This is a genomic window from Burkholderia cepacia (assembly GCF_001039005.1).
Lineage (GTDB): Bacteria > Pseudomonadota > Gammaproteobacteria > Burkholderiales > Burkholderiaceae > Burkholderia > Burkholderia theae.
In genome coordinates, this window is record NZ_LDWR01000023.1 from 101,620 (window position 1) to 114,723 (window position 13,104).

General features: G+C 65.8%; 13 protein-coding genes. 8 read left to right on the plus strand and 5 right to left on the minus strand.

Annotated elements, in window-relative coordinates:
* The first annotated feature begins 63 nt into the window (after positions 1-63).
* The 6 genes from glnP (at position 64) to VL15_RS14785 (ending at position 5,360) form a co-directional block, all read left to right on the plus strand.
* The gene (gene glnP, locus VL15_RS14760) at positions 64-720 is read left to right on the plus strand and encodes a glutamine ABC transporter permease GlnP (RefSeq protein WP_048246370.1); all 657 of its coding nucleotides are present in this window, start codon (positions 64-66) and stop codon (positions 718-720) included.
* Positions 717-1,445, plus strand: coding sequence for a glutamine ABC transporter ATP-binding protein GlnQ (gene glnQ, locus VL15_RS14765; protein ID WP_048246371.1), 729 nt, complete (start codon positions 717-719; stop codon positions 1,443-1,445). Before glnP ends, glnQ begins: the two co-directional genes overlap by 4 nt.
* A gap of 20 nt (positions 1,446-1,465) precedes the next feature.
* On the plus strand, positions 1,466-2,515 hold the full coding sequence (locus VL15_RS14770) for a C45 family autoproteolytic acyltransferase/hydolase (RefSeq protein WP_048246372.1): 1,050 nt from the start codon (positions 1,466-1,468) through the stop codon (positions 2,513-2,515).
* Between the two features lie 15 nt (positions 2,516-2,530).
* Entirely contained in the window at positions 2,531-3,865 is a 1,335-nt protein-coding gene (locus VL15_RS14775; protein WP_048246373.1) for an aspartate aminotransferase family protein, read from the plus strand.
* Positions 3,866-3,901: 36 nt separating this feature from the next.
* Positions 3,902-4,456 carry a carboxymuconolactone decarboxylase family protein gene (locus tag VL15_RS14780; protein ID WP_048246374.1) on the plus strand — a complete coding sequence of 185 codons (555 nt, stop codon included), beginning with the start codon at positions 3,902-3,904 and terminating at the stop codon, positions 4,454-4,456.
* Between the two features lie 151 nt (positions 4,457-4,607).
* Positions 4,608-5,360 carry a hypothetical protein gene (locus tag VL15_RS14785; protein ID WP_048246375.1) on the plus strand — a complete coding sequence of 251 codons (753 nt, stop codon included), beginning with the start codon at positions 4,608-4,610 and terminating at the stop codon, positions 5,358-5,360.
* Between the two features lie 119 nt (positions 5,361-5,479).
* On the opposite strand, the gene VL15_RS14790 is transcribed toward VL15_RS14785, so the two are convergent.
* Entirely contained in the window at positions 5,480-6,715 is a 1,236-nt protein-coding gene (locus VL15_RS14790) for a lipase family protein (RefSeq protein ID WP_419188667.1), read from the minus strand.
* Here VL15_RS14790 and VL15_RS42690 point away from each other — a divergent pair.
* Positions 6,681-6,854: a hypothetical protein gene (locus VL15_RS42690; protein WP_196319586.1), complete on the plus strand. Its 174-nt coding sequence runs from the start codon at positions 6,681-6,683 to the stop codon at positions 6,852-6,854. The two genes, VL15_RS14790 and VL15_RS42690, sit on opposite strands and share 35 nt — an antisense overlap.
* On the opposite strand, the gene VL15_RS14795 is transcribed toward VL15_RS42690, so the two are convergent.
* Together VL15_RS14795 and VL15_RS14800 are read right to left on the minus strand one after the other, a co-directional pair.
* Entirely contained in the window at positions 6,836-8,026 is a 1,191-nt protein-coding gene (locus VL15_RS14795) for a M20 aminoacylase family protein (RefSeq protein WP_048246376.1), read from the minus strand. The two genes, VL15_RS42690 and VL15_RS14795, sit on opposite strands and share 19 nt — an antisense overlap.
* A gap of 26 nt (positions 8,027-8,052) precedes the next feature.
* A complete protein-coding gene (locus VL15_RS14800; protein ID WP_230684447.1) occupies positions 8,053-9,636 on the minus strand; it encodes a YfcC family protein in 1,584 nt (527 codons plus the stop codon).
* 23 nt (positions 9,637-9,659) lie between these two features.
* Here VL15_RS14800 and VL15_RS14805 point away from each other — a divergent pair, with 23 nt between their 5' ends.
* Positions 9,660-10,574, plus strand: a complete 915-nt coding sequence (locus VL15_RS14805; RefSeq protein WP_048246378.1) for a LysR family transcriptional regulator — start codon at positions 9,660-9,662, stop codon at positions 10,572-10,574.
* A 110-nt stretch (positions 10,575-10,684) separates the two neighbouring features.
* Here the strand turns inward: VL15_RS14805 and ahpF are convergent, their stop codons facing one another.
* Positions 10,685-12,283: an alkyl hydroperoxide reductase subunit F gene (ahpF, locus tag VL15_RS14810; RefSeq protein ID WP_048246379.1), complete on the minus strand. Its 1,599-nt coding sequence runs from the start codon at positions 12,281-12,283 to the stop codon at positions 10,685-10,687.
* A gap of 128 nt (positions 12,284-12,411) precedes the next feature.
* Positions 12,412-12,975, minus strand: a complete 564-nt coding sequence (ahpC, locus tag VL15_RS14815; RefSeq protein ID WP_006488685.1) for an alkyl hydroperoxide reductase subunit C — start codon at positions 12,973-12,975, stop codon at positions 12,412-12,414.
* Positions 12,976-13,104: the final 129 nt, after the last annotated feature.

The following is a 13,104-nucleotide window of genomic DNA, read 5'->3' on the forward strand; positions in this document are numbered from 1 at the left end:
TGACGCGGCAACAGCGCGCGGCCGTGCGGCCGCGCCGGTCTTGAATCGAACGGAGAGCGACAAGTGAATTTCGATTGGTCGGCGATCTGGGCGGCGTTGCCGGACCTGATGGACGGGGTCCGGTTGACGGTGTTCATCGCATTTTTCGGGCTGGCGGGCGGTTTCATCGTCGGGATGGTCGCGGGGATGTTCCGCGCATACGGACCGAAGGCGATGAACGTGCTCGTCCAGGTCTACATTGAATTGATCCGCGGCACGCCGATCGTCGTGCAGGTGATGTTCCTGTATTTCGCGCTGCCGTTGCTCGCGCACATCCGCATCGACGGCCTGACGGCCGCGATCATCGCGATCACGGTGAATTCCGGCGCGTATCTCGCGGAAGTCGTGCGCGGCGCGCTGCTGTCGATCCCGAAGGGGTTGACGGAAGCGGGGCTCGCAATGGGCTTGTCGATGCCGCGCGTGCTGCTGAAGGTGGTCGGGCCGCTGGCGTTCCGGCGGCTGATTCCGCCGCTCGGCAACCAGTGCATCGTGAGCCTGAAGGACACGTCGCTGTTCATCGTGATCGGCGTCGGCGAACTGACGCGCAAGGGGCAGGAAATCATCGCGGGCAATTTCCAGGCGGTCGAGATCTGGAGCGCGGTGGCTGTGATCTACTTGATTCTTACCGGCGCAATGACGCTGACGCTTCGGGTCGTCGAAAAGAGGATGAGGATCCTATGAGCATGATCGAATTCCAGAACGTGTCGAAGAGCTTCGGCCACGTGCCGGTGCTGAAGCATATCGACCTGAAGATCGACGCGGGCGAGGTGGTCGTCGTGATCGGCCCGTCGGGGTCGGGCAAATCGACGATGTTGCGCTGTATCAACGCACTCGAGAAAATCACCGGCGGCGAGCTGCTCGTCGACGGCCAGAGCGTGCGCGGCAACGCGACGACGATCCGCAACATCCGGCTCGAAGCCGGCATGGTGTTCCAGCAATTCAACCTGTTTCCGCAAATGACCGCGCTCGAGAACGTGATGTTCGGGCCGACCCAGGTGCGCGGCGCGTCGCGTGCCGACGCACGCGACCAGGCGATGGCGCTGCTCGACAAGGTCGGTCTCGAATCGCGGGCGAATCACTACCCGTCCGAGCTGTCGGGCGGCCAGCAGCAGCGCGTCGCGATCGCGCGGGCGCTCGCGATCCGGCCGCGGCTGATGCTGTTCGACGAGCCGACGTCGGCGCTCGATCCGGAATTGCGCCACGAAGTGCTGAAAGTGATGCAGGATCTGGCTACCGAAGGGATGACGATGATCGTCGTCACGCACGAGATCGGCTTCGCGAAGCGGGTCGGCACGCGCCTGCTGTTCATGGATCAGGGCGGTATCGCCGAAGACGGTCATCCGGTCGACTTGATCGACCGGCCGCCGACGCCGCGCCTGAAGGAGTTCCTGAAACATGTGTCCTGAAAGAAACCGAATCATCTGACATGCCGCTTTCCCTTTCTCCCGTCATCGCCGGCGCGCCGTTCGACATCGGCGTGCGCCTCGGCGAGCTCGCCCGTCCCGTGTTCGATGCGTACATGCAGCAGAGCGGCGCGTGGCAGGCCGTGCGCCGCTGGCGCGGCCATCCGTTCGTCGATGCACTGCGGCAGGCCGCGCTGGCCGCGTACCCCGATCTCGTCGCGGAACTGGACGGGATCGCGGCGGGCATCGGCTGGCCGGCCGAGGACATCTTTCTGTGGAACTGCCGCGGCGAGCTGATCCACAACGCGCCGGACGGCTGCACGACGCTGGCCGCGCGCGATGCGGACGGCACGCGCTGGATCGCGCACAACGAGGACGGCGATCCGTTCCTGCGCGAGCGCTGCCTGCTCGTCGACGTGCAGCCTGCGGGCAAACCGGGCTTCATCAGTTTCTATTACCCCGGCTCGTTGCCGGGGCATACCTTTGCCGCGAACCGCGCGGGTATCGCGCAGGCGATCAACAACCTGCGGATCCGGACGCCCGCGCCGGGCGTGCCGCGGATGATTCTCGCGCGCGCCGTGCTCGATGCGACGTCGCTCGACGCGGCAGCCGACGTGCTGCGCACGCATGCACGCGCGAGCGGCTTCCACCATACGCTCGGCGCGACCGGCGATGCGCGGCTGCTCAGTATCGAAGCGAGTGCCGCGCGCTGCTCGGTGGTCGACGTGGCGCGGCTTGCCGGCCATGCGAACCATCTCGTGCACCCCGGTTGCGATGCGGAAGCGCAGATCGTCACGCAATCGTCGGCCGACCGCCAGCGGCGCGTCGACGCGCTGACACCGGGCATCGACACGATCGACGAAGCCGCGCTGCTGCGCGTGCTCGGCGATCGCGCGCCGGAAGGGCTGCCGATCTATCGCGACGACCCGGCCGACCCCGACGACGAGAACACGCTGGCGACGGCGGTGTTCGCGATCGGCGCGGCGGCGATCGATTTCAGCATTCATCAACACGGCACGCAGCGCTTTGCGACGCGCATCGTGCCGTCCGGACGCGCACACGGCGCGTCCTGATCCATGAGGCAACGCATGACGACCGTATTTCATCGCGCCCCGCGCGCCACCTTGCCCGTCGCCGTCGCAGGCGATGGCATCGAGATCATCGACTCGACCGGCAAACGCTATATCGACGCATGCGGCGGCGCGGCCGTCTCGTGTCTCGGCCACAGCAATCAGCGCGTGATCGATGCGATCAAGCGCCAGGCGCAGCAACTGGCGTACGCGCATACGTCGTTCTTCACGACCGACGTGGCCGAGGAACTGGCCGACCGGCTCGTCGATGCCGCGCCGGCCGGCCTCGAACACGTGTATTTCGTGTCGGGCGGCTCGGAGGCGGTCGAGGCCGCGCTGAAGCTCGCGCGCCAGTATTTCGTCGAGAAGGGCGAGCCGCAGCGCCGCCATTTCATCGCGCGGCGCCAGAGCTATCACGGCAACACGCTCGGCGCGCTTGCGATCGGCGGCAACGCGTGGCGGCGCGAGCCGTTCCTGCCGCTGCTGATCGAAGCGCATCACGTGAGCCCGTGTTATGCGTACCGCGACCAGCAGGCCGGGGAAACCGACGAAGCGTATGCGCAGCGTCTGGCGGACGAGCTCGAGCGGAAGATCGTCGAGCTCGGCGCGGACAACGTCGCGGCGTTCGTCGCGGAAACGGTGGTGGGCGCAACGGTCGGCGCGGTGCCGCCGGTGCGCACGTACCTGAAGAAGATTCGCGCGGTGTGCGACAAGTACGGCGTGCTGCTGATCCTCGACGAGATCATGTCGGGGATGGGGCGCACGGGCTACCTGTACGCGTGCGATGAAGACGGCGTCGCGCCCGACCTGCTGACGATCGCGAAAGGGCTCGGCGCGGGTTACCAGCCGATCGGCGCGACGCTCGTCAGCGACCGCATCTACCGGACGATCGTCGATGGCTCCGGCTTCTTCCAGCACGGTCACACGTACCTCGGCCACGCGACCGCGTGCGCGGCCGCGCTCGAAGTGCAGCGCGTGATCGCCGAAGAGAAGCTGCTCGACAACGTGAAGGCACGCGGCGAGCAGCTGCGTGCATCGCTGCGCGAGCACTACGGCGCGCATCCGCATATCGGCGACGTGCGCGGCCGCGGGCTGTTCGTCGGCGTCGAACTCGTGCGCGATCGCGACACCAAGGCGACGTTCGACCCCGCATTGAAACTGCACGCGGCGGTCAAGCGCGAAGCGATGCAGCGCGGGTTGATGGTGTATCCGATGGGCGGGACGATCGACGGCGTGAACGGCGATCACATCCTGATCGCGCCGCCGTTCATTTGCGCCGCGCAGCAGATCGATACGATCGTCGAGCGCCTGTCCGGCGCGATCGGTGCGGCGCTCGCGTCGGCCGGCGTGTGACGGCGTCGAGACACTGAACTTCACCGGATCATCGCCATGACGAACAGACTGCCCCCTTTCGATCCCGCGTCGGCCACCGACGCCCAGAAGGCCGTGCTGGCCGACATTCTCAGCGGCCCGCGCGGCAACCTGAACGGGCCGTTTCTCGGCTGGATCGCGAGCCCTGAGCTGGCGCAGCACGCGCAGAAGCTCGGTGCGTTCTGCCGTTATCGCACGGGCTTGCCGCTGCGGCTGTCGGAACTCGCGATTCTCGTGACGGCCGCGCGCTGGCGTTCGCAGGCCGAGTGGCACATCCACCATCCGATCGCGCTCGATGCGGGCGTGCCGGCCGCGACCGCGGAGGCGATCCGGCGCGGCGTCGCGCCGGCGTTTGAGTCGGACGACGATGCGTTGATCCATGCGTTCGCGAGCGAGCTGTACGACACGCGGCGCGTCAGCGATGCGACGTTCGCGCGTGCGGAAGCCCGCTTTGGTCACGAAACCGTCGTGAATCTCGTTGCGCTGCTCGGCTACTACGCGCTCGTCGCGATGACGCTGAATACGTTCGGCATGCGCGCGGATGGGCAGACCGATTTGCCGTTTCCGGAGTGATGACCGTGCGTTGATCGCGCCGGAACAGGGGAGGCGATACGTCTGACGATCGCCTTGCCGGCATCAATGCAACCAAATGTATTCGTAGGGGATCAACGGCCGATGGCCGCGTATGATGGCTTGTTCACGTCGACATGATCGGTGAACAAGCATGACGAGTACCCGCAAGACCTTGATGATTGCCGGTGGGCTCCTGGTAGCCGCGGCCGGCACTGCCTACGTGATGCTGCTGCGCGCGGACCACCGTGCGATCGAAGACTCAGGCATCGGCGATTCCGCCGCGCCGGTTGCCACGGCGCCCGCGAACAACGATCACGCGGTGCAGGGCGCCATCGCGCCGCCGGCACCGGCAGCTGCCGATACGGCGTCGAAAAAGGCGGCTGTCCCGCCGCCTTCACCCGCACCGGCGCCTGCGCCGGCTGCACCCGCAACTGCGCGCGTTAGCGCCGCACCTGCATCTGTCCCCGCCGTTCCGGTCGTCAGCGAGAAAGCGCAGCCGGTGACGAAGCCGAGCGCGCCGCCGCCGAAGGTCAACGTCGTGACGGTCGATGCGCAGGATTCGACCCCGCCGGCCGCACAACCGGCACAGCCGGCCGCGCCGTCGCAGGTCACGCAACGCGCACCGCGCAAGCGCGACGGCATCGAACGCCACGCGGCCGCAGCGCCTGCCGCAACGAAATCCGAAACGCCGGAGACGGCCGCGCTCGTCAGGCAATCGGCAAAGCTCGATCCGTCGTTGCCGCCGCCGCCGATGTCATCGATGTCGGCAAGCAGTGGGTCGACTCGGCAGGGTGGTTCGTCGTCGGGCGCGAATCCGGTTGCCGCGGCGATGACCGAGCAACTGATCCGGGAATCGAGCAACGTCAGGACGACGAACGGTAGCCCGTCTGCGACGTCGAAGTGATGTCGGCGGCGGGCGTCTGTTGCATGACGGACGCGCGTCGCGATCGTGTCGTCGACGGTGGGCCGGGCGTGCGACGAGCCGTTCGCGAAACGTGTCGGCGCATGCGCTTCAGCGCCTGTTCAAGGTTTCGACGGTAACGACGCGCAATTTCCATCGAGGCGTTCGCCCGCAAACGCGCGTGCGACGAATCGAGTGGAATCGGGTAGCGAGCCGTTGACGGTTCCGGAGTGGTCGAGTGCCGGATAAAAATGCCACTCGATCCGGTCGCCGGCCCGGCACGCGTCAGTGGCGAGTGCGATCTGGTCCGGCACGAACACGTCGCGATCCTTGCCGCCCGTGCCGATGAAGATCGGGATATTCGACGTCAGCGCCGGATAGGCGGCTTCACGCTGGATCGCCTCGAATGCCGGTTTGGGCGAGCGCTTGAAGCTGCTGTCGTACGTGAGCCCGTCCGCGACGATCCTGTCTTCGAGTGCATGCAGGCATGCATGCCGGCTCAGTTCGAACGCCGGCATCGCCTTGTCGTTCAGGTAATCGGCAGGAACGAACGCGGGATCGAGCAGCGCTGCGGTACTGATGCGCAGCATGTCGTATGCGAAGGTCGGGACGACCGACTGGTGCGCGTGTGCGCGCTCGGCATCGGCCGCGTGGATGTGAACGGCCGCATAGGGCGTGCCGGTGGCCACCACGCCGGCGATCGCCAGTTCGGGCGCATACGACTTCGCAAAGACGGCCGTTGCAAATGCGGCGCGCGCGCCTTGCGATTGCCCGAACACGACGGCGCGGGACGTCAGGTCGAAGTCGCCGTGCTGCACCGCGCGGATGCTGTCGAGCACGCCGTACGCGAGCGGGCGCGTCAGTCCGTAGGGATGCACGCCGGGCGCACCGAGGCCCTGATAGTCGGTTGCGACGATCGCGTAGCCGTGGGCGAGCCAGTCATTCAGATAGCGCGTGTCGCGTTCGCTTCGGCGTGCCAGCGACGGCGCACACACGCCGGCACTGCCGACGGTGCCGTGTGCCCACGCCATCATCGGCCAGCCGCCTTGCGGCGGCGTTCCTTTCGGCAGAAACAGGGCGCCGGACACGACGATCGGCGTGCGGCCGTCGACGCCGTCGGTCGATGTGTAGAGGATCCGGATGTTCTTGCCGGCTTCGGCGAGGCTCTGCTCAGGCGTCAGCGGCTCGGAGCGTAGCAATTGTCCGGGCGTTGCCGGAACGGTGTCGGTCCACGCATAGAAGGCCGGAACACCGGCGTCCCGCCCGACAGGGAGCGGTTCGGCGGCAAGTGCCCACGTGCCGGCAGCGGCGCCGAGGGCCAGCATGACGAACGATCTGATTGGCGTGCCGAGCATCATCGGTGTTTCCTGGTTGACGGACAGGTTCGACGAAGCCTACGCCGGATCGGGTCGGCCGTGCAACGGCGTGTTGACGAAGGGCCGCCGCGCGAGCGATGCCGCACGGCGGCCATCGATCGCTCAGGCGACGCGCAGATAACGTTCCACCAGCCTGGCCCAGAAAGCGGAACCGACGACCAGGTTCTCGTCGTTGAAGTCGTAGGTCGCGCTATGCAGCGTGTTCCCGCCGTCGGTCGGGCCATTGCCGATCCGCAGGAATGTACCGGGGCACGCCTGCAACATGTACGCGAAGTCCTCGCTGCCCATCAACGGGGCCATCTGTTCCGTCACGCGCGCCTCGCCAACCAGCTCCTTCGCGACTTCGATCGCAAGCTCGGTTTCGGCATCGGTGTTCGTCACGACCGGGTAGCCTTCCACATAATCGACGACGGCCCGGAGGCCGTAACTGTCGGCCTGCGCGTGCACGAGCGCGGTGATTCTTTCCTTCAGCATCCGGCGAACATCCGCATCGAACGACCGGATGCTGAGGCTCAACTCGACTTCGCCCGGAATCACGTTCGGCGCCGATCCGCCGACGATCTTGCCGATCGTCACGACCGCGGACTGCGTCGGATCGACGTTGCGCGACACGATGGTCTGCAAGGCCATCACGATGCTGCCGGCCGCGACGATCGGGTCGTTGGCCAGGTGCGGGCGGGCAGCGTGCCCGCCCTTGCCGATGATCTTCACGAAGACACGGTCGCCCGCGGCCATGAAATGCCCCTTGCGGAACATGAACGTGCCCGCCGGCGCGCCCGGATGGTTGTGCATGGCGAACACCGCGTCGCAGGGAAACCGCGTGAAGAGCCCTTGCTCGACCATGCGCTTGGCCCCGCTGTCGAAGCCGCGTTCCTCGGCCGGCTGGAAGATCAGATGCACGGTGCCGTCGAATCGCCCGCGTTGTGCGAGGTGCCGGGCCGCGCCGAGCAACATCGCGGTATGGCCGTCATGGCCGCACGCATGCATCCGTCCCGGGTGGAGGCTCTTGTGACCGAACGTATTGCGTTCGTCGATCGGCAGCGCATCCATGTCGGCGCGAATCCCGATACGACGTTCGCTCGAACCCGATCGCAGCGTACCGACCACGCCAGTGCCGGCAATGCCCGTCGCGACCGTGTAGCCATATTCCTGCAAGCGGCTTGCGACGATTTCCGCGGTCTGCACCTCCTCGAATGCCAGTTCGGGGCAGCAATGCAGCGTATAGCGGAGCTTGCGCATGTCGTCGGCAAGCGGCTGCAGATCGGAGAGGGAACTGAGGTCGGGTAATAGCATGTGCGGTCCAGGAAAAATGCGGCTGACTAGAAGGGGCCCCAATGCATCGCGACGCCGGTCGCAATGGCGGCGATGCAGATGGCGAACCACGCAACCAGCAGCGGCATGACGAAACGCACCCACTTGAAGTAGGGGATGCCGGACGTTGCGAGGACAGCCATCAGGACACCGGAAGTCGGGTTGAAGCAGTTGATGAAGCCTTCGCCGAGCAGCACGGCCTGCACCGTGACCTGTCGGGTCAGGTGCAGCGTGTCGCCAAGCGGCGCGAAGATCGGCACGAGCACTGCCGATTCGCCGGACCCGGACGAGATGCCGACATGGATCAGCGCGGCGCTAAGGAACATGCAGATCGCGGCCAGTGTGGCATCCAGCGGGGCGAGCATGCCGGCGAGCGTGTTGACGATCGGGTCCATGATTCTGCCGTCGCCGAGCACGATCGAGATGGCCCGCGCCATGCCGACCACGAGCGCGCCCTTGACGAGCCCGCCGCAGCCGTGGAGGAACGTGTCCGCGATCGCACCCGGGCGCATGCCGCTCACGATCCCGGCGGCGATCGCCATGACGAGAAACATCGCGATCATTTCGATCTCGGCCCAGTGGCGCGTCGATGAGCCGTAGACGAAAACCGCCAGGCAGACGAGCACGATGCCGACGACGGCGAGTTGCCGCGCGTCGAACCGTTGCGCGGACGACGTCGACCGAGCGCCGGCCGCACGGGTCGTCGAGTCCGGAACCGTAGCGTCATTCATTCGACCGGCACGGATTCGTGCGACGAGGAAAATAACGGTGGCGGCCAGAAACGCGACATAGATGCACACCCGGAACGTCATCCCGGAAAACATCGGCAGGCCGGCCAGGCGTTGCGACAGTCCGGTCGTTACAGGATTGAGGATGCCCGTGTTGAAGCCGGCATAGGTGCCCAGATAGATCATGCCGGCGCCGATTTCTTTCGACAGTTGCATCGACTCCGCGAGCAGCAGTCCGAGCGGGACGAATGCGACGACCGAATTAGTCACCACGCCGAGTGTGCCGAGCAGCGAAAAAATGCAGCAGATGACGACGGCGGCGACGTGCGATCGTGTGCGCTCGCCCGGTGCGACCAGCGCAAGTGCGCTGCGGACTGCACCCGTCGATTCGAGTACGGCCAGTGCGCCGCCGGTGAACAGGATGAGAAAGATGATCGGCGCGGAAGTGGTCATCCCCTTGGCCAGCGCGACGAACATCTCGCCCGGCAACACGCCGTGCCGGGCAACCGGTTTCAGGCTGTTCGGAATGACGAAGCTGACGCCGTTGCTGACCGTTCGCGCAAATTCGCCTGACGGCACGACCCAGGTCGCGATGGCGGCCGCCACCAGCATGACGAACAGCAGCACATAGGGGCTGATCGGCTCCTTGCCGCCGCGCGCGCGGGCGGGCTGGCGCGGTTGCCCCGTGCCGTCGACTGACCGGCTGACGTCGTTCATGTTGCTCCTCCGTAGATGGGCTCGGGTGGTCGGCCACCCTGTTTTCGGTCCGGCGCGGGCTGTCTGTTTGTCCGGGCCGGCTCCGGGGCGGAGTATCGGCGAAATCCCGTCTGGAAAGTTGCATCTGTCGCTGCGAGAATGTTGCATTGAAGGCAACACTGGAGCACCCATTGGATACGGTCGAACGGAGTCTTTCGGAGCGCACGCTGCACTATCTGGTCGCGATCGCCACGTACGGCGGAATGCGCCAGGCGGCGCTCGGTCTGGATGTGAACGTGTCGACGATCAGCCGGCAGGTTGCCGTTGCCGAGCGCGAGCTCAGGTTGTCGCTGGTCACCCGTCGCGGGCGAAAAATGGAGTTGACTGAAGCGGGGCAGATGGCGGTCGATTATTTTCGCGACTGCGAACGCAACGCCCGCCGGTTTCGTGCGCAGCTCGACGAATATCGCGGCCTCAAACGCGGGCAGGTCACGATCGCCGCAGGCGAAGGGGCGGTAGCGAGCCTGGTCTCGATGGTCCTCAAGCCTTTCCTGGAAAAGTATCCGGGTATCACCGTGGAGTTGCGCACCGGCTCGCTTCCGCAACTCTTGTCGATGACCCGGGAGGATCAGGTCGATATCTGCGTATCGATCGGTGCGACGACGGATCCGACCTTGAACGCGCGCCTGTTCCAGAGCGAGCCCATCTGCGCGATCTTCTCGGTCGATCATCCGATGGCGTCGCGCAAATCCGTGAAGATGGAAGCGCTCGCCAACGAGCGCGTGGTCTTCATGCCCGCCGAGTTCGGGCCGCAGGCCCGTGTCGATGCGATCCTCGCCGATATCGGGCGCATCGTCGTGCCTGCATTCCGCTGCGACCGGTTTTCGACGGCAGTCGCGATTGCGGCACAGAATCTCGCCGTCGCGTTCATGACGCGCGGTGCGGCGCAGGAGAGGATCGCGGCGGGGCAGGTCGTCGCGGTGCCGCTCGATCATCCGATCGCGCGCTCGTTCGATCGTTATGTGGTCACGCGTGCGGGGCGGCGGCTCGGTCCGGCTGCGAACTATCTGCGGCGGGAAATCGTCAGGTTGATGTCGACCGTGTAGCAGCGAAGGGGCTTTGACCTGCGGTCCACTACCACTCGACGCAGATGCAAAAAAAGGACCCCGCACGCCGACCAAAGCATGCGGGGCCAAGAGAGACAAACTGTTGTGCGTTAAGCGGCGACCGCTTCTTCGGCCTGCGGCTGAGCGGCTGCAACCGGCGCCACGTCCTGCCGGATCAGGTGATCGAACGCGCCGAGCGATGCTTTCGCGCCTTCGCCGACCGCGATCACGATCTGCTTGAAGGGCACCGTCGTCACGTCGCCGGCCGCGAACACGCCCGGTACCGACGTCGCGCCGCGTGCATCGACGACGATCTCGCCGTGCTTCGACAGTTCGACCGTGCCTTTCAGCCATTCGGTGTTCGGCACGAGGCCGATCTGCACGAACACGCCTTCGAGATCGATGCGCTGCGCTTCGCCCGAGCGCAGATCCTCGTAGACGAGCCCGTTCAGCTTGCTGCCGTCGCCGGTCAGCTCGGTCGTTTGCGCCTGCGTGACGATCGTCACGTTCGGCAGGCTGCGCAGCTTGCGCTGCAGCACTTCGTCCGCGCGCAGTTGCGCGCCGTATTCGATCAGCGTGACGGCCTTCACGATGCCGGCGAGGTCGATCGCGGCTTCGACGCCCGAGTTGCCGCCGCCGACCACCGCGACGCGCTTGCCCTTGAACAGCGGGCCGTCGCAGTGCGGGCAGTACGCGACACCGCGATTGCGGTATTCGCGCTCGCCCGGCACGTTGATTTCGCGCCAGCGTGCGCCGGTCGCGAGGATGATCGTCTTTGCCTTCAGCACCGCGCCGTTCGCGAGGCGGATCTGGTGCACGTCGCCCGGAATCAGCGCATCGGCGCGCTGCACGTCCATGATGTCGACGTCGTACTGCTTCACGTGCTGCTCAAGCGCGGTCGCGAACTTTGGCCCTTCGGTTTCCTGCACCGACACGAAGTTCTCGATCGCCATCGTGTCGAGCACCTGGCCGCCGAAACGCTCGGCGACGACGCCCGTCGCGATGCCCTTGCGTGCCGAGTAGATCGCCGCAGCCGCGCCTGCCGGGCCGCCGCCGACGATCAGCGTGTCGAACACCGGCTTGCTTTCGAGCGACTTCGCGGCACGGGCGCTCGCACCCGTATCGAGCTTCGCGAGGATTTCCTTCACGCTGCTGCGGCCCTGGCCGAACGATGTGCCGTTGAGGAACATCGTCGGCACGGCCATGATCTGGCGCGACTCGACTTCATTCTGGAACAGCGCGCCGTCGATCGCGACGTGACGGATGCGCGGGTTGATCAGCGACATCACGTTCAGTGCCTGCACGACTTCCGGGCAGTTCTGGCACGACAGCGAGAAATACGTTTCGAACGCGTAGTCGCCGTCGAGCGCGCGGATCTGTTCGATCACATCGTCGTCGAGCTTGATCGGGTGGCCGCCCGTCTGCAAGAGCGCGAGCACGAGCGACGTGAATTCATGGCCCATCGGGATGCCGGCGAAGCGGATGCCGGCCGGCTTGCCGGGCTCGCCGATCGAGAACGACGGCTTGCGCTCGGCGTCGTCGCGGCGTTCGGTCACGGTTACGCGATCCGTCAGCGACGCAATCTCGTTCAGCAGCGCCAGCAGTTCCTGCGATTTCGCGCTGTCGTCGAGCGAGGCGACGAGTTCGATCGGGCGCGTGACTTTTTCGAGGTACGCTTTCAGTTGATTCTTGAGATTGGCGTCGAGCATGGCGTTTCGGATTCCGTATTAATGATTATGGTCGGGCACGTCGTGCCGGAGGAGGGCGCGGGCCGCGCGATGCGGCGGCCCGTATGCGTGTGTCTCGCGCGCCTCGTGCGAGGCGCGCGGAGCGATCGTCAGATCTTGCCGATCAGGTCGAGCGACGGGGTCAGCGTTTCCGCGCCCGGCGTCCACTTGGCCGGGCACACTTCACCCGGGTGCGCCGCGATGTATTGAGCAGCCTGCACCTTGCGCAGCAGTTCGCCCGCGTCACGGCCGATGCCGTTGTCGTGGATTTCGCACAGCTTGATCTCGCCTTCCGGGTTGATCACGAACGTGCCGCGCAGCGCCATCCCTTCTTCCTCGATCAGCACGTCGAAGTTGCGCGACAGCGTGAGCGTCGGGTCGCCGATCATCGGGTACTTGATCTTGCCGATCGTGTCCGACGTGTCGTGCCATGCCTTGTGCGTGAAGTGCGTGTCGGTCGACACGCCGTAGATTTCGACACCCAGCTTCTGGAATTCCGCGTAACGGTCGGCGAGGTCGCCCAGCTCGGTCGGGCAGACGAACGTGAAGTCGGCCGGGTAGAACACGACGACGGACCACTTGCCCTTGAAGTTCTCTTCCGACACGGGCACGAAATCGCCGTTGTGGTATGCGGTTGCCTTGAACGGCTTGATTTGGGTGTTGATGATCGGCATCTGGTCAGTTCCTTTGCTTCAGTGGTGAGTGGAGTGTCGTCAGTATCCGGGTTCACCCTGATCTTGTGAAATTGCTTGTTTCAATCCGGGGCATCGAGAATTTCTATCTGCTTCCGGCCCTTGATTGGG

What these genes read in the sequence shown, in the direction of transcription:
- glnQ (WP_048246371.1), top strand. Translation starts at nt 717, where the DNA reads ATGAGCATGATCGAATTCCAGAACGTGTCGAAGAGCTTCGGCCACGTG.
- VL15_RS14770 (WP_048246372.1), top strand. Translation starts at nt 1,466, where the DNA reads ATGCCGCTTTCCCTTTCTCCCGTCATCGCCGGCGCGCCGTTCGACATC.
- VL15_RS14775 (WP_048246373.1), top strand. Translation starts at nt 2,531, where the DNA reads ATGACGACCGTATTTCATCGCGCCCCGCGCGCCACCTTGCCCGTCGCC.
- VL15_RS14780 (WP_048246374.1), top strand. Translation starts at nt 3,902, where the DNA reads ATGACGAACAGACTGCCCCCTTTCGATCCCGCGTCGGCCACCGACGCC.
- VL15_RS14785 (WP_048246375.1), top strand. Translation starts at nt 4,608, where the DNA reads ATGACGAGTACCCGCAAGACCTTGATGATTGCCGGTGGGCTCCTGGTA.
- VL15_RS42690 (WP_196319586.1), top strand. Translation starts at nt 6,681, where the DNA reads ATGACGAACGATCTGATTGGCGTGCCGAGCATCATCGGTGTTTCCTGG.
- VL15_RS14790 (WP_419188667.1), bottom strand. Translation starts at nt 6,715, where the DNA reads ATGATGCTCGGCACGCCAATCAGATCGTTCGTCATGCTGGCCCTCGGC.
- VL15_RS14795 (WP_048246376.1), bottom strand. Translation starts at nt 8,026, where the DNA reads ATGCTATTACCCGACCTCAGTTCCCTCTCCGATCTGCAGCCGCTTGCC.
- VL15_RS14800 (WP_230684447.1), bottom strand. Translation starts at nt 9,636, where the DNA reads ATGCAACATTCTCGCAGCGACAGATGCAACTTTCCAGACGGGATTTCG.
- ahpF (WP_048246379.1), bottom strand. Translation starts at nt 12,283, where the DNA reads ATGCTCGACGCCAATCTCAAGAATCAACTGAAAGCGTACCTCGAAAAA.
- ahpC (WP_006488685.1), bottom strand. Translation starts at nt 12,975, where the DNA reads ATGCCGATCATCAACACCCAAATCAAGCCGTTCAAGGCAACCGCATAC.